30 protein-coding genes are annotated in these 26,958 nt (G+C 73.3%); 17 read left to right on the plus strand and 13 right to left on the minus strand.

Going from position 1 to position 26,958, the window contains the following annotated elements:
* The first annotated feature begins 25 nt into the window (after window positions 1–25).
* A complete protein-coding gene (locus AC6JBM_RS27270; protein WP_497976908.1) occupies window positions 26–1,381 on the plus strand; it encodes an SWIM zinc finger family protein in 1,356 nt (451 codons plus the stop codon).
* Entirely contained in the window at window positions 1,378–3,990 is a 2,613-nt protein-coding gene (locus tag AC6JBM_RS27275; protein ID WP_497976909.1) for a hypothetical protein, read from the plus strand. Before AC6JBM_RS27270 ends, AC6JBM_RS27275 begins: the two co-directional genes overlap by 4 nt.
* A 428-nt stretch (window positions 3,991–4,418) precedes the next feature.
* Here the strand turns inward: AC6JBM_RS27275 and AC6JBM_RS27280 are convergent, their stop codons facing one another.
* A complete protein-coding gene (locus AC6JBM_RS27280) occupies window positions 4,419–4,808 on the minus strand; it encodes a hypothetical protein (RefSeq protein WP_497976910.1) in 390 nt (129 codons plus the stop codon).
* Between the two features lie 186 nt (window positions 4,809–4,994).
* Here AC6JBM_RS27280 and AC6JBM_RS27285 point away from each other — a divergent pair, with 186 nt between their 5' ends.
* Complete coding sequence (locus AC6JBM_RS27285) at window positions 4,995–5,513, plus strand: hypothetical protein (protein WP_497976911.1); 519 nt, start codon at window positions 4,995–4,997, stop codon at window positions 5,511–5,513.
* Between the two features lie 57 nt (window positions 5,514–5,570).
* Here AC6JBM_RS27285 and AC6JBM_RS27290 read toward each other — a convergent pair whose 3' ends face one another.
* Entirely contained in the window at window positions 5,571–5,744 is a 174-nt protein-coding gene (locus AC6JBM_RS27290) for a hypothetical protein (RefSeq protein WP_497976912.1), read from the minus strand.
* Between the two features lie 312 nt (window positions 5,745–6,056).
* Here AC6JBM_RS27290 and AC6JBM_RS27295 point away from each other — a divergent pair, with 312 nt between their 5' ends.
* Entirely contained in the window at window positions 6,057–6,845 is a 789-nt protein-coding gene (locus AC6JBM_RS27295) for a DUF4184 family protein (protein ID WP_497976913.1), read from the plus strand.
* A gap of 86 nt (window positions 6,846–6,931) precedes the next feature.
* On the opposite strand, the gene AC6JBM_RS27300 is transcribed toward AC6JBM_RS27295, so the two are convergent.
* Complete coding sequence (locus AC6JBM_RS27300; RefSeq protein WP_497976914.1) at window positions 6,932–7,072, minus strand: hypothetical protein; 141 nt, start codon at window positions 7,070–7,072, stop codon at window positions 6,932–6,934.
* Between the two features lie 9 nt (window positions 7,073–7,081).
* On the opposite strand from AC6JBM_RS27300, the gene AC6JBM_RS27305 reads away from it, so the two are divergent.
* A complete protein-coding gene (locus AC6JBM_RS27305; protein ID WP_497976915.1) occupies window positions 7,082–7,603 on the plus strand; it encodes a hypothetical protein in 522 nt (173 codons plus the stop codon).
* Window positions 7,604–8,456: 853 nt separating this feature from the next.
* On the opposite strand, the gene AC6JBM_RS27310 is transcribed toward AC6JBM_RS27305, so the two are convergent.
* The 3 genes from AC6JBM_RS27310 to AC6JBM_RS27320 form a co-directional block, all read right to left on the minus strand.
* Window positions 8,457–8,840 (minus strand): hypothetical protein, encoded by a 384-nt coding sequence (locus AC6JBM_RS27310; protein ID WP_497976916.1) that lies wholly within the window; start codon window positions 8,838–8,840, stop codon window positions 8,457–8,459.
* 274 nt (window positions 8,841–9,114) lie between these two features.
* The gene (locus AC6JBM_RS27315; RefSeq protein WP_497976917.1) at window positions 9,115–9,864 is read right to left on the minus strand and encodes a tyrosine-protein phosphatase; all 750 of its coding nucleotides are present in this window, start codon (window positions 9,862–9,864) and stop codon (window positions 9,115–9,117) included.
* Window positions 9,865–10,405: 541 nt separating this feature from the next.
* Entirely contained in the window at window positions 10,406–11,245 is an 840-nt protein-coding gene (locus AC6JBM_RS27320) for an NAD(P)H-binding protein (RefSeq protein ID WP_497976918.1), read from the minus strand.
* A gap of 108 nt (window positions 11,246–11,353) precedes the next feature.
* Between AC6JBM_RS27320 and AC6JBM_RS27325 the strand changes: the two genes are divergently transcribed.
* The gene (locus AC6JBM_RS27325) at window positions 11,354–11,716 is read left to right on the plus strand and encodes a winged helix-turn-helix transcriptional regulator (RefSeq protein WP_497976919.1); all 363 of its coding nucleotides are present in this window, start codon (window positions 11,354–11,356) and stop codon (window positions 11,714–11,716) included.
* 119 nt (window positions 11,717–11,835) lie between these two features.
* On the opposite strand, the gene AC6JBM_RS27330 is transcribed toward AC6JBM_RS27325, so the two are convergent.
* Window positions 11,836–12,720: an ABC transporter substrate-binding protein gene (locus AC6JBM_RS27330; protein ID WP_497976920.1), complete on the minus strand. Its 885-nt coding sequence runs from the start codon at window positions 12,718–12,720 to the stop codon at window positions 11,836–11,838.
* Between the two features lie 136 nt (window positions 12,721–12,856).
* On the opposite strand from AC6JBM_RS27330, the gene AC6JBM_RS27335 reads away from it, so the two are divergent.
* Both AC6JBM_RS27335 and AC6JBM_RS27340 read left to right on the plus strand, forming a co-directional pair.
* Entirely contained in the window at window positions 12,857–14,803 is a 1,947-nt protein-coding gene (locus tag AC6JBM_RS27335) for an Hsp70 family protein (RefSeq protein ID WP_497976921.1), read from the plus strand.
* Window positions 14,800–15,210, plus strand: coding sequence for a hypothetical protein (locus tag AC6JBM_RS27340; RefSeq protein ID WP_497976922.1), 411 nt, complete (start codon window positions 14,800–14,802; stop codon window positions 15,208–15,210). The genes AC6JBM_RS27335 and AC6JBM_RS27340 overlap by 4 nt, the downstream gene beginning before the upstream one ends.
* A gap of 23 nt (window positions 15,211–15,233) precedes the next feature.
* Here AC6JBM_RS27340 and AC6JBM_RS27345 read toward each other — a convergent pair whose 3' ends face one another.
* Window positions 15,234–15,656 carry a hypothetical protein gene (locus AC6JBM_RS27345; RefSeq protein ID WP_497976923.1) on the minus strand — a complete coding sequence of 141 codons (423 nt, stop codon included), beginning with the start codon at window positions 15,654–15,656 and terminating at the stop codon, window positions 15,234–15,236.
* A 151-nt stretch (window positions 15,657–15,807) separates the two neighbouring features.
* On the opposite strand from AC6JBM_RS27345, the gene AC6JBM_RS27350 reads away from it, so the two are divergent.
* Genes AC6JBM_RS27350 through AC6JBM_RS27375 form a run of 6 tightly spaced genes read left to right on the plus strand, consistent with a single transcriptional unit; the run spans window position 15,808 to window position 19,606 of the window.
* Window positions 15,808–16,353: an RNA polymerase sigma factor gene (locus AC6JBM_RS27350; RefSeq protein ID WP_497976924.1), complete on the plus strand. Its 546-nt coding sequence runs from the start codon at window positions 15,808–15,810 to the stop codon at window positions 16,351–16,353.
* The gene (locus AC6JBM_RS27355; RefSeq protein ID WP_497976925.1) at window positions 16,350–17,348 is read left to right on the plus strand and encodes a hypothetical protein; all 999 of its coding nucleotides are present in this window, start codon (window positions 16,350–16,352) and stop codon (window positions 17,346–17,348) included. Before AC6JBM_RS27350 ends, AC6JBM_RS27355 begins: the two co-directional genes overlap by 4 nt.
* Before the next feature lie 27 nt (window positions 17,349–17,375).
* Complete coding sequence (locus tag AC6JBM_RS27360) at window positions 17,376–17,696, plus strand: ArsR/SmtB family transcription factor (RefSeq protein ID WP_497976926.1); 321 nt, start codon at window positions 17,376–17,378, stop codon at window positions 17,694–17,696.
* Window positions 17,697–17,701: 5 nt separating this feature from the next.
* The gene (locus AC6JBM_RS27365) at window positions 17,702–18,175 is read left to right on the plus strand and encodes a YbaK/EbsC family protein (RefSeq protein WP_497976927.1); all 474 of its coding nucleotides are present in this window, start codon (window positions 17,702–17,704) and stop codon (window positions 18,173–18,175) included.
* Window positions 18,176–18,212: 37 nt separating this feature from the next.
* Window positions 18,213–18,551, plus strand: a complete 339-nt coding sequence (locus AC6JBM_RS27370) for a PadR family transcriptional regulator (RefSeq protein WP_497976928.1) — start codon at window positions 18,213–18,215, stop codon at window positions 18,549–18,551.
* Window positions 18,548–19,606, plus strand: a complete 1,059-nt coding sequence (locus AC6JBM_RS27375) for a hypothetical protein (protein WP_497976929.1) — start codon at window positions 18,548–18,550, stop codon at window positions 19,604–19,606. The genes AC6JBM_RS27370 and AC6JBM_RS27375 overlap by 4 nt, the downstream gene beginning before the upstream one ends.
* A gap of 291 nt (window positions 19,607–19,897) precedes the next feature.
* On the opposite strand, the gene AC6JBM_RS27380 is transcribed toward AC6JBM_RS27375, so the two are convergent.
* Window positions 19,898–20,542, minus strand: a complete 645-nt coding sequence (locus AC6JBM_RS27380; RefSeq protein ID WP_497976930.1) for an SRPBCC family protein — start codon at window positions 20,540–20,542, stop codon at window positions 19,898–19,900.
* A complete protein-coding gene (locus AC6JBM_RS27385) occupies window positions 20,539–20,883 on the minus strand; it encodes an ArsR/SmtB family transcription factor (RefSeq protein WP_497976931.1) in 345 nt (114 codons plus the stop codon). The genes AC6JBM_RS27380 and AC6JBM_RS27385 overlap by 4 nt, the downstream gene beginning before the upstream one ends.
* Before the next feature lie 70 nt (window positions 20,884–20,953).
* Here AC6JBM_RS27385 and AC6JBM_RS27390 point away from each other — a divergent pair, with 70 nt between their 5' ends.
* Complete coding sequence (locus AC6JBM_RS27390) at window positions 20,954–21,256, plus strand: ribosomal protein L7/L12 (RefSeq protein ID WP_497976932.1); 303 nt, start codon at window positions 20,954–20,956, stop codon at window positions 21,254–21,256.
* A 437-nt stretch (window positions 21,257–21,693) separates the two neighbouring features.
* Here the strand turns inward: AC6JBM_RS27390 and AC6JBM_RS27395 are convergent, their stop codons facing one another.
* Window positions 21,694–22,371, minus strand: a complete 678-nt coding sequence (locus AC6JBM_RS27395; protein WP_350615756.1) for a FadR/GntR family transcriptional regulator — start codon at window positions 22,369–22,371, stop codon at window positions 21,694–21,696.
* A gap of 43 nt (window positions 22,372–22,414) precedes the next feature.
* Window positions 22,415–23,524 carry a C45 family autoproteolytic acyltransferase/hydrolase gene (locus tag AC6JBM_RS27400; protein ID WP_497976933.1) on the minus strand — a complete coding sequence of 370 codons (1,110 nt, stop codon included), beginning with the start codon at window positions 23,522–23,524 and terminating at the stop codon, window positions 22,415–22,417.
* A gap of 130 nt (window positions 23,525–23,654) precedes the next feature.
* On the opposite strand from AC6JBM_RS27400, the gene AC6JBM_RS27405 reads away from it, so the two are divergent.
* Both AC6JBM_RS27405 and AC6JBM_RS27410 read left to right on the plus strand, forming a co-directional pair.
* On the plus strand, window positions 23,655–24,617 hold the full coding sequence (locus AC6JBM_RS27405; protein ID WP_497976934.1) for an acetylxylan esterase: 963 nt from the start codon (window positions 23,655–23,657) through the stop codon (window positions 24,615–24,617).
* A complete protein-coding gene (locus AC6JBM_RS27410) occupies window positions 24,614–25,558 on the plus strand; it encodes an amidohydrolase family protein (RefSeq protein WP_497976935.1) in 945 nt (314 codons plus the stop codon). Before AC6JBM_RS27405 ends, AC6JBM_RS27410 begins: the two co-directional genes overlap by 4 nt.
* Here the strand turns inward: AC6JBM_RS27410 and AC6JBM_RS27415 are convergent.
* Complete coding sequence (locus AC6JBM_RS27415; RefSeq protein WP_497976936.1) at window positions 25,509–26,867, minus strand: IS1634 family transposase N-terminal domain-related protein; 1,359 nt, start codon at window positions 26,865–26,867, stop codon at window positions 25,509–25,511. The genes AC6JBM_RS27410 and AC6JBM_RS27415 overlap by 50 nt on opposite strands.
* Window positions 26,868–26,958: the final 91 nt, after the last annotated feature.

Genomic DNA, 26,958 nt, shown 5'->3' on the forward strand with positions numbered 1-26,958 from the left:
ACACCCGGCGGCTAGGGTCGGCCACGTGAGCGTCGTGCAGCAGTTCCGGTATCTCGCCCCCTCGACCGCGGGCGCCGATGGGGTGGCCCTGCAGACCAGCGGCGGCCCGGCGGCCAACCCACGCTTCTTCTCCGGCTTCCTGACCACGCCCCCCGCGGCCGCCGCCGGGCTGATCGCCGTCGCCGACGTCGCCCGCACCCGCTACTACCAGCCCCGCGACCCGGCCAGCCTCGACCCGGTCGTCACCGGCAGCGACGACCGGCTGCGCTTCGAGTCGTTCTCCGGCTGCTGCGGCGTCTACGCCCGCCTCGACATCCTCCCGCCCGGCCTCGACGGTGAGGTCCTCGGCCACGGCACCACCAACGTCGACGTCAACCCGCCGCTGCGCGAGGCCCTCGCCCGCATCGCCGGCCTCGACCCCCTGCACCTGTCCGTCGGCCCCGACTCCCTCACCGCCTCGACCCTCGACGGCACCGTCGTGGAGAAGAAGGTGCCGCTCCCGGCCCGCTGGCTGCGCGGCTTCGCCGAGGTCCACGTGCTCTCGGCCGGCTTCGACCTGCGCGCGGAGCTGCCCGCGGCCGAGGCGGCCGCGTTCCTGCGCCGCCTGCCCGCCGCCGGTGACCGCTCGGCGCTGTGGGCGGTCCCGGCCGGCCGCTCGCTGCGCCTGACCTCCCGCCCGGTCCCGGGCGCGGTCTGCCTGGCCGGCGCCGGACGGCTCGCCGCGTTGCGGCCGCTGCTGCGCCACGGCCACAGCCTGCGCGTCTACGGCCCGCCGGTCGCGGCCGGCTCCCCGCCGGTGGCGAGCGCCTGGGAGCTGTGCACGAGCGCGCTGCGCCTGACCCTCACCCTCTCCCCGGAGGTCCACCGCGGCTTCTCCGGCGAGGGCGCCGCCCTGACGTCCCTGGCCGCGGACGAGGTCACCGACGACGCCGAGCTGGTCGGCGCCCTCCTCGCCTGGGACCCGGCCATCGACGTGGCCGCCCTGGCCGACGCCGCCGCCCTGGACCCCGGTCGCGTCCGGGCCGCCCTGGCCCAGCTCGGCACCGCGGGGCGGGTCGGCTACGACGTCACCGAGGCCGCGTATTTCCACCGCGTGATGCCCTACGACGCGGCCCGGGCCGAGCGCGACAACCCGCGCCTGGTCGGCGCCCGCACGCTGGCCGAGTCCGGCGCCGTCACCTTCGACGGCCCGGCTTCCGCCGAGGGCGTCACGGCCGCGACGGTGCGCAGCGGCGCCGAGACCTACCGCGTCCGCGTCCTGCGCGACGGCACCATGACCTGCACCTGCCCCTGGTGGGGCAAGCACCGCGGCACCCGCGGCCCCTGCAAGCACGCCCTCGCCGTCACCATCGCCGGGAGCAGCACGGGGAGCACGGCGTGATCGACCTCGACCTGATCGCCGACGGCAAGGTCGAGGACGTGGCCGCGGCCGTCGCGGCGCTCGACGAGTCCGGCCGCCCGGCCGCCTTCAAGGCCCTGGAGGCGCACGTCAAGAGCCGCTCCCGCGCCCCCTGGCGCGGCCCCGCGTATACCGCCGTGGCCGTGGCCGCGGTCGGCACCGCCCCGTCGGCCGCGGCCGCCGCCCGCATCCTGCGCCGCCGCGACTTCTTCCCCATCCCGACGACCGCCGCCGCGGTCGTGGCCACGGCCCGGGACCGTGGCATCACCTGGCTGCCCGACCTCGCCGTCCGCCTGAGCGACCGCCCCGACGACAACCTGTGGGACAACACGTGGGACTTCGTCGCCGCGCTGCTGACCGCCACCGGCACCCCCGCCCCGCCCGACGACTGGTTCGTGCTCGGCTGGCTGATGGACGTCGGCCACCCGAGGGAGGGCCGCCTGCGTTCGGTCCCGATCGCCGAGCGCCTGCGCGCCGACCCCTTCCTGGACGACGTCGTCCCGCGCCTGTTCACCGCCGACGGCGCCGGCGAGCGCCTGCTGGTGTGGGAGGTGCGGGGCCGGCCCGGCGGCGCCCTGGCGCTCGTCGAGGCCCTGGCCGAACTGGCGTCGGAGGGCCGCCTGGACCGCGCCCTCCTGCTGACGGCGACCCTCTCGCGGCTCCTGCGCGGCACCGACCGCCGCCCGGCCACCCGCGCCTACCTGGCCCTGCTGACCGCGCTGGCCCCGACCCCGCCGGAGGTGACCGGCCACGCGGGCGACTACCTGCGCCTGCTGTCCGACGCCCCGGTCCCGGTGGCGACGGCCGCCCAGAAGTCCCTGCGCGCCGCCGGCGACCTGGACCTCGACGCGGTCCTGGAGTCCTCCCGGGCCGTCCTGCGCCGCCCCGACAAGACCCTGGTCCGCACCCAGCTGACGTGGCTGGAGCAGCTGATCCGCCGCCACCCGGACCGCGGGGCCGACATCGCCGCGGCCCTGGCCGAGGCCCTGGACCACCCGGCCATCGACCTGCGCGAGCGAGCCGCCGCGCTGCTGGCCAAGCACGCCTCGGCGGCGGCCCCGGCCGCGTCGCCCGCCCACCCGGCCGCCCTGCCCGCCCGGGGCGACGACCTCCCGCCGCCGCCACCGCCGGTCCCCGCCCCGCCGCCCATCACCGACCCCGACGAGCTGGCCGAGGAGGTGGCCGCCTTCTACAGCGGCCGCCCCTTCAGCGCGCTGCTGCCGATGGAGCGCATCCTCGACGGCACCGTCCGCCTGGCCGCCGCCGACCGCCCGGCCCTCGCCGCCGCCCTGCGGCCGGTGCTGGAGCGCCACCGCGAGGGCATGGGCGAGCACCGCTGGGACCCCAACTGCCTGTGCGGCGCCTTCACCGGAGTCCTCCAGGCCGCCGTGGACCCGCACGCGGAGCCGACGGCCCGCTCCGGCTGGGCCGCGATCCTGACCGCCGCCCGCCGGTTCCTGTCGCTGGGCGAGGCGCCGCCGGACCGCCGCATCCCGCCGCCGCAGCGCCTCCTGCGCGCCCGGCTGGCCGAGATCGGCCTGCACCTCAACGCGCAGACCCTCCCGGGCAACGGCCTGCTGAGCGCCCCGGGGTGGGCCGGCGGCGCCCTGGACACCGCCGTGCTCCTCGACCGCCTCGCCGCCCGCGCCGCCCACGAGCCGCCGGACCGGGAGTCCCCCGGCCGCGACCCGTGGCCCTGGGACCTCGCCCAGGCGATGCTGCGCCTGCCGCCCGGCCCCGACCCGGCCGCGGCCGCCCGGGCCGAGGCCCTCGGCACCCCGGCCGGCGCCCGCCTCGCGGCGTGGCTGCGCGGCGGCGGCCTGCCGGCACCGCAGTGGCGGGTCGACGTGCGCCCCCGCCCGCCCCAGAAGCACAAATACGACCACTCGCACGCCGGCTTCCCCGCCCTGCGCGTCGAGGTCACGACGTCGCCGGCCGAGGCCGAGGGCGGCGGCGAGACGTTCGGCCTGCTCGGCGCGCCCCCGCCCCCGATCGTGCCCGGCGGCCAGGGCTGGCACGTGCTCTGGCCCGGCGTCCTGCCCCGCCACCGGGGCCTGGTCGCCGTCTTCGCCCTGCCCGCCACGGCCGCGGCCGCCGACATGGACGAGCGCGGCGGCGCCGTGACCCTGCCCCTGCTGGCCGAGACCGAGGGCGACGGTGGCCCGGCGCTCGCGATCGCCGTCGCCTACGCCCTCGCCGCCCGGCACGAGTCCGACCGCCTGGCCGCCGTGGACGCCCTGCTGCTCCTGGCCGCCGGCGACGCCTTCGACGCCGAGATGGCCGGGCACCACCTCGGTCTGCTGTCGGCGGGCGGCGCGATAACCGTGAACCGGGCCGTCCAGCCGCTGCGCGACGCGGCCGCCGCGGGAGCCCCGCGCACCGTGTTCCGGCTCCTGGCCACGGCCCTGCCGGCGCTCCTGGCGACCGAGCCGCCGCCGCGGGGCACGCCGGACCTGCTGACCCTGGCCGCCGAGACCGCCGCGGCGGCTCCGGCGGGGACGCGGATCGAGGGCCTGCGCGAACTGGCCGCCCGGAAGGGATCGTCCCGCCTGGTCACGGAGGCCCGACGGCTGGCCGGCGCCCTGCCGTGAGCCCGGCGCGGCACGGGGTATGACCGCCCGCGCCCGCGTCGGCGTCCTGCGACGCTCGTGTTCGTGGCGTCACCGCGGTGCGGTTCGGTCGCCGGGATTTGGGGAGAACAGCAAGAAAGTTTGGACGCCGCTCGGCGAGTCCTCGGACGCGACTCGTTGCCGTGGTGGCCGCCGTCGGTGTCGCCGCACGCGCCGGTGGCACCGCGGGACACGACACCGTCGACGCCGAGACCTGGCGGAACGTGGTCGTACAGCTCGTGCAGCACGGCCGGCTCGCCGAGGCGATCGCGGCGAACGCCGAGCTCATCGCGTCCAGCTCGGAGGAGTTGACGCTGGGAAGATCACTAGGCCGGCCCGGGCACCGGTGTCGCCACCGACGGACTGGCGGAGGGCGGCCCCGTTGACCGGCCGCCCTCCGCCGCGATTCGCTACACCGTGGTCAACGTGACCGACGACAGGTCCCGCTGGCCCAGCGACGTCTTCACGCGCAGGATCAGCACGTGCCGCCCGGGGCCGCCTTCGACACCGTTGCCGGAGTTGGCCGGCAACAGCGTCGCCACGCCGTTGTCGACCAGGTACAGGTGGCCGTTGGACTGGGCGCACTGCGTGTACGGCAGCGACGCGGTCCACTGGAAGGTGGGATGCCCGGGCGCCGCGACGACCGGGTTCGACGACGTCAGGGCGCCGGTCGCGTTCTGCAGGCAGACGGCTGAGTCGACGGTGATGTCGGCGTGGGCCGGCCCGGTGCTCACCAGGAGGGTGCCGATCGTGGTCAGGGCGGTCAGTGCGGCGGCGCCGCTCGTGCGCAAGGTGCTCATGTCCCAGAAGGTGTTCCATCCCGTTCCAACCGCAATGCCGCATCGACGTCCTCGAAGGACTCGACGTCGAGCGGGACCGCGATCGTGTCGCGCTCGGCGGCTGGGCGAGCGCTGAGATCCTCGGTGTCTGCCTGGCGGGAGCGAGCATCACGGTGACGGTTGCCTGGATGGGTCATCCTCCACCAGGTGGATCATCGCGTCGATCACGCAAGCCCCGTCGAGATTCGGGTCGTTGACCCCGTCGAGGACGATCCACGAATTGTCGGCGGTGTGAATCACCGTGAGCGCGGGCAGCTCACCGTCGGCTACCGTCCGCTGCACCGTGGCACCGAGTTCGGCCGGGAACCTGCCGCCCGGGAACGGAAACGGCACGTGTTGAAAGACTTCGTGAGCCACGCGGATCTGCCGCCGATCGCGCATGCTGGCCGGTCGTCGCTCGATCGAGTGCGCGCTCAGAGTTTGCCGGCGACGAGCCGCACCCGGTGGCCCAGCCGGCGGCCGATGCCGGCGACGAAGTCGTTGCGCAGCGGTGGCCAGTTCCAGAACGTCAGGCCCAGATTGGCGAAGGCCCAGACGCCGTCTGTCCACCGCCAGTCGTTGATTCCAATGGTCCGGCTGCAGTGCCGGCAGACTGTGTCGCTCGGCCGCTGGGCGTACCAGGCGTCGATCGCCTCGATGAACGCGGCGCCGAGCGGCTCGTGGTAGGACTCGATGGCGTCGCAGTGGGGCAGCCGACCTCGCCGCCTCCCTGGCCAGTGTCAACTACCGAGCGGCCCCACCACGCGAACAGGCCGTTCCAGCCCAGGGTGAGCAGTCGGTGCGCTCGGCGCTCACGATGCCGTCAGCCACCAAGTCCGCCACAACAACGTCGGCCAGGCCGGGCGCCTCCTCGGCGGTCGCGTCGAGGTCCGCGATCGTCTGAAACCAGTCGCCCACCGTGAGAAGCGTACCGGCCGATCACGCGACGCCTCCATGTACGCACTGGACGGCACCGGACTCGAGGGGATCAGCCCAGCCATGACCAGCTGCGCGGATCTGCTGCGATCGCTCGCTACGGAACGACACGGCACGTTGAGTTGCCCAGCTCGCGGACATGCCGCTGTCCGGCCACTACGCATCGTCAAGTTCCCCAGAAGCTGGGCCGACGTCGGCCGCACCAGGTGAGAGCACCCGGGTATCGCGCGCCGATGCGAAACCAAACAGCGCCGACGTGTGACCCCTGTCGGGCCTGCCGCTACAGTCGCCGTCATGCCGGCCACGTTCCCGTCGCACGCCGCCGCCGTACTGCCGCTGAAACTGTGGCGTCCGGACCTGTTCGACGGCGTCGCGCTGGTGATCGGCGCCGCGGCACCGGATCTGCCGTACGCCGCCGGCGGATGCCGGCCGCCGTACACGTACGGACACACCTGGTGGGGCGCGCTCCTTTCCGTACCGGCCACCGTTGCGGCCACCCGGCTCGTACGCTGGGCGGCGCCCACCGTCGCGGCGCACCTACCGGCCCTGGGCCCATTCGCCGCCCGCGACTACGGCGCACTCGGCGGTGCGCGCCACCCCTGGTGGGTCACCGCCGGATCGGCGCTGCTCGGGGCAGCCAGCCACATCGCGTGGGACCATGTCACGCACACCAGCGTGCCCGGCACCCGGGTCGGCCTGCCCGCGCTGCGCCGCGAGGTCCTGCCCGGGGTGCCGTGGTGGATGCCGCTGCACCTGGCCTCCAGCGCCGCGGGCGCGGCGGGCTGGGTGGCCCTGTCGGCCCGAATCGGCCAACGCCGGCGAATCCGCGCCTGGCACGGCGCGGCGCCCACGGTCCCACCGAGGCCGGCCCAATTCTGGGGTACGGCCGCCGCGGCCGCCGTGACCGGTACCGCCGCCGCGGTGCTCGCCCCGGCCACCCGCGAACGGATCGTGCCGTTTCTACCACCGCTGCCCCGCCCGGCAGTCCTCTCAGCCCGGCTGCTCGGCGTCACCGCCGCCGCCCTGCTCACCGCGACAGCCGTACACCGCGCATCGACACGACCACGCCGAACGCACCCATAGCCAGCAACAGCCGAACAAGCACCCCGGCCGGGATCACCTATCACCTGCTCGCGCGGTTGCGAGAACCAACGCCAGCTGCACGCACATCAGCCGCAGACGGTGCGCGGCCGCTCGCCATTGATCGTCGCGGAACGCGACTGGCTGGCGAGGCCGAGGCGGCGCCGCACGCCTTCGATATTGATTCGGCCGACCTCGGCGGTGTGATCGACGCGTTCCTGGACGAACACGCTTGGCCGGTGTTCTCGCTGCGCCTCGCCGATGTCAGTCGCCTCTACGTCGTCATGCGCAACTTCCCGGACGAAGGCGGCGTCGACTACGTTCTTGAACCCGGGACGGGCGGCGACGCGATCCCGCTTGCCGCCATGGAAGGACATTTCCGAGGGCCGGCCCTCAGCTGGCCCGAACTGATCATCGCCGCTCGGCAACCGGACCCTGAGCACACACCAGCGCAACGGCTCCTCCTGCTGCTGCCGGCCTGCGCAGACCGAGCCCGTCCCGCCGACGCCGCCCAAACCGTGGCGGATGCCCTCATCGCCCTCGGCGCCACGGCTCACCTCGACAGAACCGCCGACGAACTGCTCAGCAGCACCCGATACTGGACCCGCGACTGTGCATGGACCACCGTCGACGACACCGTGATCTGTCTCGGCTCACATAGCTACCGCAGGCCAGGCGGAGAACTGACGCCAACCGACCTACACCAGGTCACGAACGCTTTCAGCGAGTCGTACCTCGCCAGGAGGGACCGAACCTCTTGACCACGTGTCCGGATTTGCCGCCGCTGGTGCGTGGTGACCGGCCCGGCGATCTGCCGCTTCGGGCGTCCGGCATTGGCCGAGTTGGTCGACCTCTGCTGATGGCCTTCGCGGGTGACAATGTGGAGGTGATCGATCGCGGACCTGAGCGGTTCCCGCCGCCGGTGGTGTGTGACCAGTGCCCGCACCCGATCAGCGAGCACGTGCTGTGGGGGCCGGATGAGATCTGCGGCGGCTGGATGCACTGCACTATGCCGGATTGTGATCGCTGCTGGCACGAGTGGCCGGCTCAGCGCCCGACGTCCTGATCAGGCGCTGTCGGGACGCGTAGGCGCTTGCGATTCGCTCCTACTGGCCACGCCCTTCGCTAGGGTGCGGGGTATGAGTGCAGGTTCGGCAGCGTGTCCAGCTCCGCGAAGTTGCGAGGCTCAGGATCTGTCGGCGTTGATCGGAGTTCTCGCCGTCATTGAGGGCGAGCTCATGGCCGGCCACGCCAGCTCGCAGTTGGCCGGTAACCTTCGGGAGCGCCTCGAGCGCGCACGATTGTTGCCGCCCGGTGGAACCGAACGAGACCTCCGGCAAGCCATCAACGATCTCAATCACCGGCTGCGGTACGCCCTGGGTGAATACGATCGACCACCGGCTCCCTACGTGGTTCCCGAGCAATCCTGAGTCAGCCGGTCATAAGGCAGTGCGGCGGCCGCGAACCGTGCGCGCTCATGCCGCGTTGGTGCGCGGCGGCCAGCCCGTGCACCTCACCGCGAGGAACCAGCACGGCGAGGTCAGGACTTCCTGTCCTGCCGATGTCCGTGCGTCTGCGAGGCGCGGCTGCCCGACCGCGTTTCCGTGCCATGACCTACACGGTGGACGCGCGCCCCGCTTCGTCGAGGAGCACCTGCAGCCGATCCCGGCAGCGCAGCAACAGCCCGGCGATCTCATCGAAGGTCGCCGCGTTGACCGTGCTGTTGTCGAACCACATCGCGCGCACCGCGGCCTGACTCTGCGCCAAGTACGATCCCGCGGCGTCGACCAGTCCGATGAACTCGTCCCTGTTCTGCGGTGGCGCGAACTGGACCGACCCGCACGCGGCTCGCAACGGCTCCCCGGCAACAGCGAACACCGCCGCCTGGTCGCCGCCCGCCTGATCAGCTCCGATCCACGCCAGGACATACTCGAGCTCTGTCGCGGCCAACGTCAGCCTGCCGACTGCCAGAACCGCTTCATCGGTGACCCGCCGCATCCCGCAACCGTATCGGAGACGCGCCTCGCAGGTGCACGCCCGGAGCCGCGATCCGTGGGCGAAACGAGATTCGGCTGAAGGGGTCGAGTTGATTCGCGTTCGACGCGCGCCGCATCGGCTTCAAGGATGCTCCACCCGGGACCGAGTAACCGTGATCGGGCGAGCGAAGTAGCCGATGAGCGGGCATCCGATCTTTGCACTCGTGCGCTGTTGCTGGCCGCGTGGCGATCGCACGGTACACGGGTGGCAATCTTGCTTGTATGCCGTGCGACGCCTACGGAGCAGCAGGAGTCAGCAGCGCTCTGATCGCGCGCAGGTCGGCGGGTGGCAGCAGGTCGGTCGCGTCGAACGTTGCGATCCACTCGCGGAGAGCGGGCGTCCTGTCCGCCAGCTGACGTTCCACGTCCTCCGCGACTGTCGGCTCCTGCTGGTGCTCGCGCCAGTTGCCCTGGTCGGGGTCATAGACCCAGGCGTGCCCGGCATACGCCGCTGCGCCACGCCACCCGGCCGCGTAGTCATCGATGATGGCGTGGTCCGTCGCGCCGGCGATGTGCAACAGCATCGCAGAGATCATGCCGGTGCGGTCCCGGCCTCCCGCGCAGTGCACGAGCACTGCCCCGTCTGCCCGGGCGACCACGCGCAGAGCGGCGGAGATGCGGTCGGGGGCAAGCCGGGCATTGTCGGCCCAGCAGCGCGGATGATCCAGGAACGGCCCGCAGACCCGGAGGAACTCGGTGTCATCAGGGTCTTCGGTCGGCGCCGGCACGAAGACCAGGCCCTGCAGCGACTCGGCGCTGATGACCGGATGTTCTGCTCGACGCTGCGTCTCGGCCGGTGCGTTGCGCAGATCTACCACCGTGCGCACACCCGCCGCCTTCGCCGCAGCCCACCCTTCATCGGTCAGGTGCTCTGGCGCCGCCGAACGGAACACCTTCCCGAACGGCGTGCAGCCGCCGACGCGCAACGCTCGACCACCCAGGTCGCGCACGTTCCGGCCACCCGGCCAGTGCAACACGTCCATCATCGCCTCCGCTCAAACGACTTCCATGCCGTTCATATGGTGCTTGGTCACGCTAGAACCAACCGAGTACGGCGCACGCTCATGCCGCCGTTGGTGCGCGGCGGCCGGCTGGCGCACATCACAGTGAGCAACCAGCACTGCGAGGCCAGACTTCCTGCCCTGTAGCCGGGTGCGAGTTCCAGTCGGTGAGCTGTGGGTGGGATCAGCTGCCCGGCGACCTGCGCCGGGTGTTGCTGGACCGCGACGGCACTGCCCGGCTCCGTGTCGACCCGGAGTCAGGCAGGTGCTGAGGCGATACGGCGCCACCCTCGGCGAGGCGAGTGAGACCTGCACACGCCTGACCGGCTCGGGTGTCAGCGGTACACCAGCCGAGATGCGCCGACTCGCAAGTCGCCTGAACACGATCGGCGCAACGACTCGGCTGGATCAGCAGGGAGCACCGGCTACCGCTTGAACGGATATCCGCTTACGCAACGTCAGGACTTGAGGATCGCCCAGCTCGCCGACATGCCGGCGAAAGGGCGGTTCCCCCAGCCCATAAAATCTAACTAAATGCGTCGATATTGCGTGCGGCCCATGCGGTGAAGGGGCGTGCTGGTCGGCGAAGGACCTCCGCCACGTCCGGGCTGATCCGCTGCTCTCGTGCGCTCGGCGTGCCGAGGATCGCGAGCGTGCCCTCGACAACGGGTGGTGGCATGTACCGCAGCATCTGTTCACGAGCCTGGTCGGGCGTTTGCTCGATGAAGCGGATGGGCTCGCCGAGCGCGGCGGCGAGATCAGCAACCCGCTCACGTGGTGTGCTCAGCACCGGACCGGTCAGCTCGTACGTGCGTCCGTCGTGCGCGCTGTCGCGGAGCGCGGCGGCGGCCACCTCGGCGATGTCGTCCGGGTCGACCACGGGCAGGCCGACGTCGCCGAATGGTGCGGTCACCGTCCGGCTGGCCCGGATCGGCTCGGCCCACGCGAAGGAGTTGGAGGCGAAGCCGCCGGGACGCAGGATTGTCCAGCCGAGACCGGACCGGCGCACGAGATCCTCGATGGCGTGCAGAGGCGCGTGTGACGCCGCCCCCGGCCTTGTGCCGACCGCTTGCGAGGATTGCAGCACGATGCGTTTCACACCGGCGGCCGCGGCGACCCGCAGGACTTCGGGCATGTCGAGGTGCGCTCCGGCCCCCTCGACCAGCAGGAAGACCGCTTCTGCGCCAGCGAACGCTGGACGAAGGGTCTCCGGCTGGGCAAGGTCCGCGAGATGGTGGCGAACCCCGCCGGGCACGACGTGGTGGCGTCGTCCACGGGACACCGCCGTCACCGCGGCGCCCGATGCCGCAAGGACCGACACCAGCGTCCGGCCGACATTCCCGGTGGCGCCTGTCACGACAAACATGTTCGTCTCTCCAGTTCAGCCGCGTCGCTCGCGCGGCTGAAGGTGACGTTAGTGGCGTGGGTATAGTAGGTACCTAGGGGATAGTAATGGAGTTATGACGGAGGACACGTGGAGCGATCAGCGAACCCCGAGCTGGCGTGTCCAGTCGCGCCGGTCGTCGATGTCGTGTTCAGTCGATGGACCACGCCTATCCTCTGGGCTCTTCACGAGTACGGCCGGCAGCGATTCGTGGAGCTCGAGCGCCGGCTGACCAGCATCACGCCGAAGGTGCTCACCCAGCGGCTACGCCAACTCGAACGCGACGGGCTGGTGGCCCGCACCTACCACGCCGAGGTGCCACCCCGAGTCGAATACGAGATCACCGAACTGGGCGCCAGCCTCGGTCCGATCTTCGCCCACCTGGCCACCTGGGCCGACGACCACCTCGAAACGGTGGAGCAGGCCCGTCACGCCTACGACGCAGCGCGATGAGACTGAGCCGGCCCGATCACGACACTGCCGTCCGCGGGAGCCGGGCGGCGGTGCTGCGGCCTTACCCGTAGTGGTCTTCGCCGCCGGACAAGCGAGGCGAGGCTGGGCTGGCGGGTAGGTCAGGCGACCCGGCGGACGGCGCCGGGCAGGGCCGGGGCGGCCGCGCCGGGGTGGAGGATCGCGGCCAGGGCCTCGACGCCGTCGACCAGGCGGGGGCCGGGGCGCACCACGATGCCGTCGGCGTCGATCGCCCACACCTCGGCGTCCGGGAACCTCGGGGCCACCAGCGCCGCCTGCTCGGCGGCGCCCTCGAGATGGTAGCCGCACGGGGAGACCACCACGACGTCCGGCTCGGCGGCGGTCAGGTCCGGCCAGCCGACCTGGACCGAGCGGAGGCCGGGCCGGGCGGCCACCGGTTCGCCGCCCGCCGCGGTGACGAGGTCCGGCACCCAGTGGCCGGCCGTGAACGGCGGGTCGACCCACTCGACGACGGCGACCCGGAGGCGGGGACGGCCGGCGACCCGCTCCGCCACGGCGCCGAGCCGCGAGCGCAGGCGGGCCACGAGGGCGGTGGCGCGGGACGGCACCCCGGCGCGGTCGCCGACCGTGAGGATCGTGGCGAGCACGTCCTCGAGCGTGTGCGGGTCCAGCGACACCACGTCGGCGCGGCAGCCCAGGTGGTCCAGGGCGTCCTCGACGTGGCCGGACGGCAGGGCGCAGACCCGGCAGAGGTCCTGGGTCAGGATCAGGTCGGGGGCCAGCGCGGCGAGGGCGCCCGCGTGCAGGGTGTAGAGGTCGGCGCCGGCCGCGAACTGGGCGCGCACGTACGCGTCGATCTCGCCCGGGGTCAGGTCCGACGTGTCGCGCCCGCCCACCACGACGGTCTTGTCGACGCGGGCGGAGGGCGGCTCGTCGCACTCGAAGGTGACGCCGACCAGCTGGGCCTCGAGGCCGAGGGCGTAGACGATCTCGGTGGCCGAGGGCAGCAGCGACACGACACGCATCAGGCCACGCTAGCTCGCGGCGCCATCGATCCGGCCGTCCTCGGCGGCCGGTAGCGGAGGTGTTGCTCCACTTCGGCCAGGGCAGCGGCCGATTCCCGGCAATCAGCCAGGTGACGGACTGTTATCCTCGCCGACCATGACAGCTGCGCGTCTGCGCCTCGGAGTCGACTTCGGCACCTCCACCACCATCGCGATGCTCCAGCGGGCCGACGCCCGCGTGCAGCCGCTGCTCTTCGACGGTTCGCCGCTGCTGTCCTCCGCCGTCCTGCTCGGCCCCGACGGCCAGCTGCACACCGGCCGCGACGCCGCCCACCTGGCCCGCAGCGCGCCCGAACGGCTGGAGCCGAACCCGAAGCGCCGCATCGACGACACCGCGGTGCTGCTCGGCGACCGCGAGGTGGGCGTGCGCGACCTGATCGTCGCGGTGCTCGGCCGGGTGGCGCGGGAGGCCGCGCGGGTCGCCGGGCCGGTGCGGGACGTGGCGCTCACCCACCCGGCGAGCTGGGGGCAGAACCGGCGCTCGATGCTGGTCGACGCCGCCCGGCACGCCGGGTTCGTGAACATCGAGCTGGTCGGCGAGCCCACCGCGGCGGCCACGTACTTCGCGCACACCCGTGGCGGGGCGTTCCCGCTCGGCGCGTGCGTGCTCGTGTACGACCTCGGCGCCGGCACCTGCGACGTCACGCTCCTGCGGCGCACCCAGACCGGCTTCGAGCAGGTCGCCTCCGACGGGCTCAACGACGTCGGCGGGCTCGACGTCGACGCCGCGATCATCGCGTTCCTCCAGGCGACCTACGGCGAGCTGTGGAGGGACCCGGCCCAGCGGCGGCAGCTGTGGGACGACGTGCGCTCGGCCAAGGAGATGCTCTCGCGCGCCAGCGGCACCGTCATCGGCGTGCCCGCGCTGGGCCGCGAGGTGCCGCTCGGCCGCGAGCAGCTGGAGGGGCTGGCCCGGCCGGTGCTGCGCTCCACGATCGCGATGACCCGCGCGCTGGTCCACGAGGCCGGCGTCGGCACCGCCGCGATCGCGGGCCTGTTCCTGGTCGGCGGCTCCAGCCGCATCCCGCTCGTCGCCACGATGCTGCACGAGACCCTCGGCATCGCGCCCGTCGTCGCCGAGCAGCCGGAGCTGGTGGTCGCCGAGGGGTCGCTGTACGGGAACCGGATGCCCAACTCGGCGCCCGCGACGGCGAGCATGGCCGCCCCGGTCTCGGCCGTGCCGTCGTCCGGGATGCCCTACCAGCAGCAGACCGGCGCGTTCGCGGCCGGCCAGGTCTCGGCCCCGGCCTACGCCCCCGCGCCCGTGTCGCCGGCGGTCCAGCAGCCGGTGCCGATGCCGCCCCGGATGGGCCCGCCGGTCCAGCCGCCACCGGCCCCGGCCCGGCGCGGCCTGTCGCCCGCGGCCCTCGTCGCGATCGTGCTCGCCGCCGTGCTGCTCGTCGGCGGGGGCATCACCGGCGCCATGTACCTCACAAAAGACAAGCCAAATGGCAACGGTCCGGCGGCCACGGGCGCCACTTCAGGCGCGGCCAAGGCCGCGAGCGGCCCCGGCCGGTACAACCTCGACAACGTGCCCGAGGACTTGTGCCAGGCGTCGGACGCGAGCATGTTCAACGACCTGTTCGAGACCGAGCTCTCCAAGCCGATGCCGAACCGCAACCCGAACGCGACGATCAACTCCAGCACCTGCGGCTATACCCGCGCGCACGCCCTCACCGACTCCAAGCAGCAGCGCACGGCGAGCATCTCGTTCACCGTCTTCGCGGCCAACGACGTCTCCCTGGCGCAGAACATGCAGAACCAGGAGGCCTCCACGGCACGGCTCGCCGGGCCGAACTCGGAGGTCCCGAACCTCGGCGAGGAGGCGATCTTCTACGAGACCCCGGGCACCGGCGACCAGGTGAGCCGGTTGACGATGACGCTCGGCGTGCGCGACAGCAACGTGCGCCTCCAGGTGTACTTCATCGGCAGCCGCGGCGACGGGGCGGCCTGGACGCAGAAGGAGAAGAACGACGTGCGCGACCGGGTCATCTCCGCCGCGAGGGCGACGTTCACGAAGTCCGTGGCGGGCATGAAGAAGTGACCCGGCGGCGGGCACAGCTGACGATGGCGGGCCTGCTGGCCCTCCTGTCCCTGTGCGCGGGCGGCGCGGCCGCGACGGACCTGGTGCACTACGCGACGGGCGAGCGCGGCACGATCACGGTCCGGGCGTGCACCGCCGACCACGGCGCGCGGAAGGTCAGCTACGACTGCACGGGCACGTTCACCGCGGCCGGCGGCGGCGCGCCCCACGAGGCCGAGTTCGCCGAGAGTTTCGCGCGGTCGCCCGGCGACACCGTGCCCGCGACGCGCAACGGCGGGACGGTCAACGAGGTCAGCCCGGCCGCCACGGCCACGGGCCTGCTCATCGCCGCCGCCTCCCTCGCCGGCGTGGTGGTCTTCCTGCTCCTGGCACGGCGAAGGCCGGCCACCAGTGGTGACCGGCCTTGAGCCAGGGGTAGCCCTTGTCGTGCTCAGTTGGCCGCGACGCCGAACTGGCCGCCACCGGCGTGGAACTCCGTGCCGTCGACGAACGACTTGCCGAAGCTCTGCTCGAGCTGGTCGAGCTCGCCGAAGCTGGCCTGGTGGGCGTTCTCGCTGCCCTCGGCGGCGAAGACGTGGTCGTCCGAGGTCGCGTCGTGCGAGTAGTTCGTGTAGTCGTCCGACTCGTAGTGCACGGCCGCCGGCGCGTCGTACTCGACGTGGTGACCCTGCGAGAAGTCCGTCGACTCCGCGTCGTGGTGGTCCTGCTCGTACACGCCGTACTGGTTGTTGTAGTCGGCCTCCGAACCCTGCGCCTGGTGCAGCTGGTCCAGCTGGCCGTGCTCCTGACCGGCGTCGTAGTGGCCGTAGTCGACGTCGCCGTGACCCGTGTCGCCCATGTCGTAGTCGCTCATCGTGCTCTCCCCTGGAAGTCGTTGTCGCTGTTGAGGAATACGTTACGGAGTCCCGGCGGCCGTCGAATCCCGGAAACGTGCCACTGCCGCCGGGGCCACGCGCGAACACTTTTGCCGGCTCCGGCGAACCAGTGATGTGAGGGAGACGGACTTGGCACCGCCGGAGACCGACGCCGACCTGCTCCAGGACCGGTTCGCGGAGGTCTTCGACCGCCACTACGAGCACATCTACGCCTACGCCGCGCGCCGTCTCGGCCCCGATCTCGCCGAGGACGTGGCGTCGGAGACGTTCCTGGTCGCCTACGACCGCCGGGCCGGGTTCGATCCGGCGCGCGGCGACGTGCGCCCGTGGCTGTACGGCATCGCATCCAACCTGATCATGCGCCACTCCCGGGCGGAGGCGCGCCGCTACAAGGCCCTCGCCCGCAGCGCCGAGCCGGACGCGGGGCCGGACGAGGCGGAGCTGGTGCCGGGCCGGGTCGACGCGGGCGGGGCCCGGCCCCGGCTCGCCGCCGCCCTCAACCGGCTGTCACTGGCCGACCGCGACGTGCTGCTGCTCGTCGCGTGGGCCGGGCTCACCCAGCAGGAGGCGGCCGCGGCCCTGGGCATCCCGCCCGGCACCGCGCGCTCCCGGCTGCACCGGGCCCGGCAGGAGATGCGCAAGGCCCTGGACACCGATTCGGAGGAGTCGTCGTGATGGATGAGATGACCGCGCTGCGGGAGGCGTTCGGGCCCGGCCCGCGGCCCGGCCCGTACACGCGTGACCGGGCCCGCGCGGCCCTGCTGCGGCACATGGAACGCGCACCGGAGCCGGCCCCGGTGGCCGCTGCGTCCGCGGCTCGCGCGAGGCGCCGGTGGCCGCTGCGCGTGGCGCTCACGGCGGCGGCCGCGGCCGCGGCGGTGATCGGCGTCGTGGCGGTGGAGAACATCGGCACCGTGGACGACAGCGGGACGGGCTACAGCACCACCGGCCTGCCCTTCCCCCGGCCCGCGAGCGCCGCCGAGGTGCTCACGAACGCGGCCTGGGCCGCGACCCGCAAGCCGTGGACCGACCCGCGCCCGGACCAGTTCATGTACAACGAGAGCCGCGAGCTGCGCAACGAGCGCACCTACGAGCAGCAGCACCCGAACGACCCGATCGTGCCCGGCCACACCCGCACCATCACGGTGCAGGAGTGGAAGCGCATCGACGGCAAGGTGATGGGCACCATGCGCGACGGCCGGCTCGAGGTCTACGAGCAGGGCGGCCAGGTCACCTGGGGGCAGCTCGACTACGACCAGCTCAAGCGGCTCGACACGCCCGACAAGGTGATCGCCTGGGACCGGGCGCCGAAGAACTTCGGCATCGAACTGGACCGGCTGATCGGGCAGTACGTGCTCCCGCCGCGGGTCGAGGCCGCCTTCTACGGCGCGCTCGCGCGGGGCGAGGGCGTGCGGCTCAACCCGGACGCGGTGAACCTCGACGGGCGGCCGGCGATCGGGCTCGGGCGGGTCATCGAGGGGTACCTCGCGCAGGAGCTGCTGTTCGACCCGGGCACGTACCGGCTGATCGGCGAGCGCGAGGTCGCCATCGCCGACCACCACAACACCGACGAGCACGGCGACGACGACTTCACGCCGGCGGGGGCGGTCTTCCGCCAGGTGATCTACACCCAGGCCGTCATCGTGGACAAGGTCGGCGACACGCGCTGACCACGCTTTGACAGCACGGTTAGGGAGTTGGCAAACTCCCTAACCGTGCTCGACGTCGAGGTGCTCAAGGCGCTGGGGAACGAGAAGCGGCTCGCCGTGCTCGCGTGGCTCGCGGACCCGCGGGCCCACTTCCCCCCGCAGCGCGACGGCGACCTCGTCGAGGACGGGGTGTGCTCCGTCTTCATCGCGGACAAGCTGGGCGTGAGCGCGCCCACCGCGAGCGAGCACCTGCGACTGCTGACCGCGACCGGCCTGCTGCGGTCCAGGCGGATCAAGCAGTGGACCTTCTACCGCCGCGACGAGGAGCGCATCGCGGCGGTCCAACGCATGCTCGGCGAGGGCTGGTGATCGGCGTGTACGAGACACTCATGGCACGGCTGGACGAGGGCGGGGCGCGGTACCGCGTCATCGACCACGCCCCGGAGGGCCGCACCGACGAGGTGAGCGCCCTGCGGGGCCACTCCCCCGCGTGCGCCGCCAAGTGCCTCGTGGTGATGGTGAAGATCGGCAAGCGCGAGACCCGCTGGTTCCTGGCCGTGGTCCCCGGCGACGCCCGGGTCGACCTGCAGGCGCTCAAGGCCCTCGCCGGCGGCACCTACGTGTCGTTCGCGTCCACCGACCGGGCGGAGGCGCTCGCGGGGAGCGTGAGCGGGACGATCCTGCCGTTCAGCTTCCACCCCGACCTCACCCTGGTGGCCGACCCGGAGCTGCTGCGACACCCGGAGCTGTACTTCAACGCCGCCCGCCTCGACCGCTCCCTCGCCCTGAACACCGAGGACTACACCCGCCTCGCCGCCCCGCGCGTGGAGCCGATCAGCTCCCGCTGACCTAGTTATATACCGGATTCCGTTATATGCTCGAGGCATGCCTCTCAAGGAGTCGGCGTTCCTCATCCTCTCGGCGCTCGCGGCCGAGCCCACGCACGGCTACGGGATCATGAAAGACGTCGAGCAGCAGTCCGCCGGGGCGGTGCGGCTGCGCCCCGGCACCCTCTACGCGGTCCTCGCCGAACTGGTCGACGGCGGCCTCATCGAGGTCGACAGCGAGGAGGTCGTGCAGTCGCGGCTGCGGCGCAACTACCGGCTCACGGCGCCCGGGGCACGACAGCTCGCCACCGAGGCCGACCGGCGCCGCGCCGCGGCCGACACCGCGGGGCGCCGGCTGCGCACCAGTGGCCTGCTCGCCGGCGGAGGTGCGGCATGACGACACCGCTCGAGGGCCGCTACGAGCGGCTGCTGCGGGTGTACCCGGCCGCGTTCCGCCGGGCACACGGCGAGGACATGCTCACCACGATGCTCGCCGACGCCGGGGACGGGCAGCGCTGGCCGCGGCCCGGCGACGCCGCCGACATCGTGCTGCACGGCCTGCGGCTGCGGCTGTCGCGGCGCTCCGGCGGCGGGCTGCTCGGCGGGGGCTGGGCCGACGCGTGCGCGCTGATCGGCCCGCTCGCCGTGGTCGCGCTGCTCACCTTCCGGCTCACCTCCGTGCTGCGCGGGCCGCATCCCGGCTCCGCGCCGCTGCTGCAGACGGCCGCCTGGGCGCTCGTGGCCGTGGCCGCGTTCGCCGGACTGCGCCGCGGCGCGGCCGCGCTCGGCTGGGTCGCGCTGCTCGCCGAGGTGGCGCCGCCCGTGCGGCAGTTCACGTCCGATCCGGTCCCGGTGGTGTACGGCCTGTGGTGGTCCGTCCTCGCGCTCGTCGCCGCCGTGGCGCTCACGGCCGCCGGGCCGCGCCGCCCGTGGGCCGTGGCCGGGACGCGCCGGTTCGCCGTGCTCGTGGCGGCGCCGCTCGTCGTCGGCGCGGTCGGGGTCCTCGGCTCCGGGATGCTCGTCGCCGGGGACGCCGGCTTCAGCGCGTTCTACCTCGAGGACATGTTCCGCCCCGAGACGTACGTGACCAGCTACACCGGCCTCGAGGCGCCCAACGCCGCCGAGCTGGACCTCATGCTGCTCGCGGTCGCGGTCGCCCTGCTCGCCGGGCTCGTCGCGGCCGTGCGGCTGCCCGGGCCGATCCGGCGCCGCCTGCTCGTGGCCGCCGCGCCGGTCCTCACCATGGCGGCGCTCGTGAACTTCACCTTCAACGGCTGGGCGGTCTCCACCGTCCACATGGGACACAACATCCCGCTCGTCACCGGGCAGTGGGCCGCGCTCGTCCTGCTGCCGCTGCTCGCGTTCCTCCTCGGCGCCCAGTGGGCGCGCCGCCGCGACGAGACCATGCGCCTCGCCGCCCTCGGCGCCGCCGCGGAACGCGAGCGGCCCTGAACCCCGCCAGCACCGAGGACCCGGCGGCCGGGCGCGCCCGGCCGCTGGTGTTCCTCGACGTCGACGGCCCGATCGTCCCCCTCGCCCGGCGCGGTCGCGCACCGCACCCGGCCGCCGGGGCCGCGGCCGGGCGCTTCGGCAACCCGCTGCTCGAACGCGTCGACCCGAGATCACCGCCGCCGACCGGCGCTGGGTCGCCCGGCACCACGCGGGCCCGGCCCTGCTGCACCGCGTCGACGGCCGGTCGGGGCTGACGCCGGCGGACTTCGCGGCGATCCGCGCCTGGGCGGGCTAGCCCTGCGGTGCGAGGGTGCCCTTCGCGAACGCCACCGCCGCGGCCAGGTCGTCGTCGCTCGTCCCCCACGCGGCCTGGACCGCCGCGCCCCACGCCTCGCAGCTGCGCGCCGCGAACGCCTGCACCTCGGGGCGGCCCGCCCACGCCGCCGGGTCGTACTCGGCGCCGGTGAGGTGCAGGTGGAGCCCGACGAGCGCCAGGTCCCAGCCCTCGCCGATGCCGATGGTCATGCCGGGCCCGTACTGGCGCACCAGCTCGTCGACGATCTCGCCCGGCGAGGCGTGCTCGAGCTCGAGCAGCGTCCGGTCGCCGTCCGCCGGGCCCAGGCGCAGCTCCACCTCGGTCGCCATGCCCTCGCCCATCGTCCACGTGACGCGCAGCAGGCTCGGCGCCTCGCAGCGCAGGATCTCGCCGCCGGCGTTGCCCCGCAGCTGGTACTTCCCGCCGAGGCGCAGGTCGCCCTCCACCGGCGCGAGCCAGCGGGCCAGGCGCGCCGGGTCGGTGCAGGCGTCCCAGACGTCCTCGACGGCCGCGTCGTAGGTGCGGCGCAGCAGCAGCGAACGCCCGGCGCCGCCGCCGGACAGCCCGGCGGTGCCGAGCTCGCGGTGGGTGGCGTTGATCTGGTGCACAAGGTCGATCACGGATGCTCCTCGTCTCGGTCGCGTTGTCGTCTGCCGCGGGCCAGCTCCGTGGCCAGGGCGTCGAGCCGCTGGCTCCAGAAGCCGCGGAACTGCTCGAGCCAGGCGTCGACCTCCCGCAGCGGGGCGGCGTCCACGGCGTACAGGCGGCGGGTGCCGTCCGCGCGCACGGTGGCGAAGCCCGACTCGCGCAGCACCTTGAGGTGCTGGGAGACGGCCGGCTGGGAGATGCCGAACTCGGCCCGGACGGTCTCGCTGACCGCCCCGGCGGGCTGTTCACCGGCGGCGAGCAGCTCCAGAATCCGCCGGCGGACCGGGTCACCCAGGACGTCGAACGCGTGCACGGACCAAGGGTGTCACCGCCCGCTTATATAAGTCAAGCCTGAAATAGCGGCGGTGGGGTTGAATGACGGGATGGAGTGGATAGTGCCGCTGGGCTTCTTCGTGGTCCTGCTGCTCGCCCTGACCCTGCGCCGCGGCGGCCCCGACCCGTCCACGGAGCGGCGCCTGGCCGCGATCGAGCGCAAGCTGGACCTGATCATGGAGAACCTGGGCATTCAGGAGCCGGTGCCGGACGTGAACCCGATGGTGCTGCAGGAACTGCAGCAGGGGCGGAAGATCCAGGCGATCAAGGCGTACCGGGAGGCGACCGGCGTCGGCCTGAAGGAGGCCAAGGACGACGTCGAGGCGATCGGCCGCCGCTACGGCCTGATGTAGCGCCCCGGCCGGGCCCGGGTACAGCTCGAGGCCCGCTGCCGCCGGCACGGAGTCCGGCGCGGCGCCGGCCGCCAGGGCGCCCACCGGGCGGCCGTCCAGCTCCGCGATGTGCAGCTGGCCCTGCGGGACCCAGGCCGCCAGCGAGGCCAGGCGGCGCGGGTTCGTCGAGTGCGGCTCGGTGCCCCACTGGCCGGTGCGGCCCCGCGCGACCAGCCACGCCGTCGCCGTGTCGAGCAGGGCCTGCACCGCCGGGATGTCGTGCATGGCGCCGGGGCGGATGCTCGCGGGCGCCGCCAGCTCGATCTCGTCGTGGATCCCGATGCCGTACTCCCCGTGCACCGCGATCCTGGTCCGTGCCGGCAGGCGCCGAGGACGTGGTAGGGGTCGGCCGCGCGGCGGGCGGCGCGCCCGCGGCGTCTCCCGGCCGCCGGCGGCGGCTATCTGCGGCGGGCGGGCCCGGTCACGGTGTCCTCCACGGCGGCCAGGTGCAGCTTCATCGCGTCGGCCGCCGCGGTGGCGTCGCGCTTGGAAATGGCGGCGAGGATCGCGTCGTGCTCATCGGCCGCCTGGCTCGCCCGGCCCGGCACGGCGGCCGCGGCGATGGCCTGCTCCTGCAGCACCGAGCGGAGCTCCGAGACCAGCCGGGGGAACAGCGGGTTGGCGGTCGCGGTGGCGATGGCCACGTGGAAGTCGGCGTCGATGCCGACCCGGATGGAGGGGTCCTGCTCCTCCCGGAAGCGCACGAGCAGCGCGGTCATCGCCTTGAGGTCGGTCCGCGAGCGGCGCTCTGCCGCGAGGGCGGCCAGGGGCACCTCCAGCGTCCGGCGGACCTCGTGCAGGTCGCGGGGAAGGTACTTGCCGGTCAGCAGCTGCGACGGCGCGAACTGGGCGTCGACGAAGGTGCCCTTGCCGGCGTAGGACCGGGTGAGGCCGAGCGCGTTCACGCTGTGCAGCGCCTCCCGGATCACCGAACGGCTGACCGCGAACGACTTGGACAGCTCGGCCTCGGAAGGCAGCCGCTGGCCCACCGCGAACTCACCCGACTCGATGAGTTCGATGAGCTGCGATCGCACGTGGTCCGCGGCGGTGCGCTGCGCGACGGGGATCACCTTCACGGCTGCCAGGTTAACAGCCTGTCTGGCAGCCGGCCGGTCAGAACTAGGCATCGATACGCACCGGCGCCCAGGCCGACTCGCACGGGTTGCCGGCGGCGTACACCAGCGAGCGGGCGCCGAGATCCATCACGATGCCGGCAATGGTGCAGGTGCGCTCGGCGGTTGGCTGGGCCGCGTCCGGGTGCTGGCACACGCTGTACGGCGCGTCCGCGTGGTCGGCCAGCGCCTCCTGCAGGCTCCCGACCGTGTGTCGTTCGTGTTGCCGCACGCGCTCGGTCAGGTGGTGCAGCCGGTTGCGCGTGTGGGCCTTGCGTTCGAGGTAGCGGTCCACCCCCGTGAGGCCGTCGACCAGGAAGTGGTTGGCGTGCGTGACCGCGCCGTCGACGGGCGTGATCACGCCGCACGGGCCGTCGCCCGGCCCGGTCTCCACGTCCGCGCAGAACCCGCCCGCGTCGGCGATGAGGTAGTTCGCGGAGTTCGCCCGCGACGCGGACTGGACCCGCTGGGCGGCCTCCGCGCCGCTGTCGCTGTCGAGCACCGAGCGCAGCAGCACGTGGTACGGGACGCCGAACCGGCCTTCGTCGCCGTCCGAGATGAGGGTGTTGGTGCACAGGCCGACCCCGCTGGCGTTGACGCCGACCTTCGCGAGCATCCCGGCCTCAACGACGGTGACGAAGCCGGGGCCGTCGTCGCGCAGCACCCGGAGCACGATCGCGGTGTGCCGGGCCCCCTCGATCCAGTCCCAGTTCTGGCCCATGAGCACGGTGCCGGAGACCGTGCGGGCGGGGGTCAGCGCGAACGACGTGCACTCGGTGGACGCCACGGCCCGGGCCCGTCCGGGGGCGGCGAACATGATCTCGCTACGGGTGTTCAGGGCCAGGATGTCGGCCACCTCGACACCGGCCCCGCGCGCGATGCCCCGGATCTCGCGCGCGGACGCCGGCGAGAAGTCCTCGATGGGGCCGGCGAACCGCAGTCCGTGCCGGCGCACGGTCGCCCAGTCCCACGACGCGTAATGCCGGAACACGTCGGCGTAGGTCCGCAACGCGTGCTCGATCCGGGTCCTGGCGGCGATCCCGTACTGGTATCCCCGCGCTTCCGGGTCGCCCGTGACGGTCACGATGTCGTACCCGGAGGCGACTGTCCGCGCCATGCCCGCACCTCCACTTGGATGTCCTGCCTTCGCCCGGTCAGCAGGCTATCAGGTTGCATGACAGGTTGTCCTTCCCCGGCAGGGCGTCCCCGCGTAGACTCCTGTCAGGCTGTCGGACAGGAGTCGCGCAATGCGGGTTGACCTACCCCTCGATCAACTGGTGCGGTACGAGTACCCGCACCCCGAGCCCGGGGACTTCGACGCCTTCTGGAGCCGGACCCTGCGCGAACAGGGCGTCCACCCCCTCGATCCGCGGTTCGAGCCGGTGGACGCCCTGGTTCGGACCGTCGACGTGCACGACGTCACCTTCCGCGGGTACGCCGGGGACGAGGTGCGCGGGTGGCTGCTGCTGCCGCACGAGCGCACCGGCCCCCTGCCGCTGGTGGTGGAGTACCTGGGCTACGGCAGCGGGCGCGGGCACCCGGTCGAGTCGCTCGCCTACGCCAGCGCCGGCTTCGCGCACGCCGTCATGGACTCCCGCGGCCAGGGCAGCGCCGTGCGGGCCGGCCACACCGCGGACCCGCACGGGGCGGGCCCGTCCGCGCCCGGGTTCCTGACGCGGGACATCCTCGACCCCGAGCGGTACTACTACCGCCGCCTGTTCACCGACGCGTACCGGTTCGTCGATGCCGTGGCCACCCACGAGGCTGTGGCCCGCGACCGGATCGCCGTGACGGGGCGCAGCCAGGGTGGCGCCCTCGCGCTCGTGGCCGCCGGCCTGCGCGACGACGTCCGCCTGGCGATGCCGCACGTGCCGTTCCTGTCGGCCTTCCGGCGCGCGGTGGAGGTGACCGACCACAGCCCACACGGGGAGATCGTCAAGTGGCTGGCCACCCACCGCGGCTCGCAGGAGCGCGCCTTCGCGACGCTCGCCTACTTCGACGCCGTGTCCTTCGCCCGGCGAGCCGCCTGTCCGGGCCGCTTCTGCGTCGCCCTGCACGACGTGGTGAGCCCGCCTTCCACCGTTTTCGCCGCATACAATGCCTTTGCCGGGCCCAAGGAGATGACCGTGTGGCAGTTCAACGGCCATGAGGCGGGCGGGCCCGAAGACCTCCTGCGAACCATTCGCGCCGTCCGAGAGCTGGTGTCATGACCATCGTCGACTTTCACCATCACGCGCCGCTGGCGTCCTACGTCAGCCGGTTGACGGCGCTGGGCATCCAGGCGCAGCCGGGCGCCCCGTTCCCGGTGTGGGAACCGGCGGACTCGGTGCGGATGATGGATCGGCTGGGCATCGACCTGGCCGTGCTGTCCGTCGCCTCACCCGGCTTCTACTTCGGCGACCAGCCGTTCACCACGGCCCTGTGCCGGGACACCAACGACGAGCTGACCGACGTGGTCCGCGACGGCGGCGGTCGCTTCGCGGCGGTCGCCTGCCTGCCGCTGCCCTCGGTCGACGCGGCGCTCGCCGAGGTCGAGCGGGTGTTCGACCGGCCGGAGTTCGTCGGCGTCGGCCTGCTCACCAGCTACGCCGGGTCGTACGTCGGCCATCCCAGGTTCGACGGCCTGCTGCAGGCCCTGGACGACCGCGGCGCGCTCGTCCACGTCCATCCGGTGCTGCCGGCCTGGTGGCCGGAGGGTGAGATCCCCCTCCGGCCGTCGGTCCTGGAGTACCTCTTCGACTCGACGCGCCTCATCACGAACCTGCTCCTCACCGACGTGCCGCGCCGGTTCCCGCGAATCCGGTGGGTCTTCTCGCACTGCGGCGGCGCGATGCCGGCCGTCGCCCCGCGCATGGTGCTCGCCGAGGGCATGCCGGAGCTCGCGGCCGTCGCCGGGCGGGGTGTCCTGGGCGCACTGGCGGCGTTCCGCTACGACACCGCCCTGTCCCACACCGCGGCCGACCTCGGCGCACTGCTGTCCTTCATCGACGACACGCGCATCGTGCTCGGCACCGACTTCCCGTTCTCGTCGCTCGACGAGGTGGCCGGGCGTTTCGCCCTCCTGGGCGAGTACCTCGGCGACACGCGGCGGTCGGCCGTGCTCAGCGGGAACGCCCGCGAGCTGCTCGGGGACCGGGAGCGGACGCGGTGACCCGGGCCGGCGGCTGGACGGACAGCGCCTGGTAGATGGCCGCCTGCTCGGGGCGCAGCGGCGTGGTCTGGGTGACGGTGCCGCCCGGGCCGGCGAGGGTCACCTGGGCGACCCGCCGGAGCTGCCGGTCGATGGCTGGCCAGGTCCGGCCGCTGGCGTGCTCGGCGATCCGGGTCAGGAGCAGGGCCAGCCACCAGACCGGCACGTGCGCGCGGGCGGCCGGTCCGGGCAGCGGCCGGGTCCCGGGGTCCCGGCCGTTGCGCAGGTGCAGGTAGCCCAGGGCGACGTCCTCGGCGCTGAGGTGCGGGTCGGAGGTGGCGATGAGGTACCCGGCGCCGGCCTCGGCCCTGGCCTGCGCCGGGTCGCGGCAGACGACGAACCGGGCGTCCTGACTGTCGAGGCGGATCTCCCGCACGCGCAGGTCGCCGCGGACGGACCGGTGACGGCCGGGGCGGGACAAGGCCGCCTCGACGAGGCGGTCGCCGGCGCGCATCCGCATCCCGGCGATGTAGTGTCCGCCGTCGCGGCGCAGTCCGGCCAGGTCGTCCGCGCCGGAGAAGGCGCGCTCGACCACGGTGACGACCGGGCCCGGATGCCGGCGCAGCAGGTCGTCGCGGACCGCGGCCGCCACGGTGTCGTCGCCGGCGCCGGCCGGGCGGCCCCAGCAGCGGACCGGGATGCCGTCCCGGGTCAGGGCCAGGCCGATGACGACGTGCTCCCCATCGTCGCACTCGGCCCGGACGGTGTGGACGAACAACGGGCCGGACCGCTCGGCCACGGCGGGCAGTAGCGACTCCTGCACCCGCGCCAGCGTGCCCGCGTCGGCGAGCAGGTCCAGCACCCGGCGCACCCGCCCATCGTCCATCGTGGACAGTCCGGGCACGACGGCCTCCTCGCGCACCCATTCGGCGGCCGGGGGCCCGCCCGGCGGGACCACCGCCCGGTGGGCGACGAGCGCGAACAGCACCCGTTCCAGGCCGGTGCTGAACCGCCGCGCGCCGACGGCCGCGCGCACGGCCGCGCCCACGTCGAGGCGGCGCCACACCCCGTCGAGCAGCCAGGTCGTCCCGACGGTCCGGACGTCGACGACCTCGGCCGGCGCGGCGCCGGCCGGCTGCTCGACGCCGAAGTGTTTGCCGATCGACGCGGCCAGCCGCCGCAGCCCGGCCACGTCGAGCTGGTCGACCCGGCCCAGGCTCATCAGGACGTCCGGCTTGACCCGCCCGTCCACCCGCCGGTTGTGGGCCAGGGCGACATAGCGCACCACCGCGCCGTCGGCGTTGGTCCGCGACGTGAACCGCAGGAACATGCGTGAGACCAAACCATCCTTGACCTTCCAGCACAAGGTCAAGATACTGCGTCGTGTTACTACAACTTCTGCCCTTCCGAGCCGCTGACCA

This window comes from Dactylosporangium thailandense (assembly GCF_059739745.1).

Bases quoted from the DNA above. Each gene is read 5' to 3' on its own strand.
- AC6JBM_RS27370 (WP_497976928.1), top strand. From the start codon at position 18,213: ATGCCTCTCAAGGAGTCGGCGTTCCTCATCCTCTCGGCGCTCGCGGCC.
- AC6JBM_RS27415 (WP_497976936.1), bottom strand. From the start codon at position 26,867: ATGTTCCTGCGGTTCACGTCGCGGACCAACGCCGACGGCGCGGTGGTG.
- AC6JBM_RS27405 (WP_497976934.1), top strand. From the start codon at position 23,655: ATGCGGGTTGACCTACCCCTCGATCAACTGGTGCGGTACGAGTACCCG.
- AC6JBM_RS27390 (WP_497976932.1), top strand. From the start codon at position 20,954: ATGGAGTGGATAGTGCCGCTGGGCTTCTTCGTGGTCCTGCTGCTCGCC.
- AC6JBM_RS27345 (WP_497976923.1), bottom strand. From the start codon at position 15,656: ATGAGCGACTACGACATGGGCGACACGGGTCACGGCGACGTCGACTAC.
- AC6JBM_RS27375 (WP_497976929.1), top strand. From the start codon at position 18,548: ATGACGACACCGCTCGAGGGCCGCTACGAGCGGCTGCTGCGGGTGTAC.
- AC6JBM_RS27280 (WP_497976910.1), bottom strand. From the start codon at position 4,808: ATGAGCACCTTGCGCACGAGCGGCGCCGCCGCACTGACCGCCCTGACC.
- AC6JBM_RS27310 (WP_497976916.1), bottom strand. From the start codon at position 8,840: ATGCGGCGGGTCACCGATGAAGCGGTTCTGGCAGTCGGCAGGCTGACG.
- AC6JBM_RS27400 (WP_497976933.1), bottom strand. From the start codon at position 23,524: ATGGCGCGGACAGTCGCCTCCGGGTACGACATCGTGACCGTCACGGGC.
- AC6JBM_RS27330 (WP_497976920.1), bottom strand. From the start codon at position 12,720: ATGCGTGTCGTGTCGCTGCTGCCCTCGGCCACCGAGATCGTCTACGCC.
- AC6JBM_RS27315 (WP_497976917.1), bottom strand. From the start codon at position 9,864: ATGATGGACGTGTTGCACTGGCCGGGTGGCCGGAACGTGCGCGACCTG.
- AC6JBM_RS27335 (WP_497976921.1), top strand. From the start codon at position 12,857: ATGACAGCTGCGCGTCTGCGCCTCGGAGTCGACTTCGGCACCTCCACC.
- AC6JBM_RS27410 (WP_497976935.1), top strand. From the start codon at position 24,614: ATGACCATCGTCGACTTTCACCATCACGCGCCGCTGGCGTCCTACGTC.
- AC6JBM_RS27295 (WP_497976913.1), top strand. From the start codon at position 6,057: ATGCCGGCCACGTTCCCGTCGCACGCCGCCGCCGTACTGCCGCTGAAA.
- AC6JBM_RS27320 (WP_497976918.1), bottom strand. From the start codon at position 11,245: ATGTTTGTCGTGACAGGCGCCACCGGGAATGTCGGCCGGACGCTGGTG.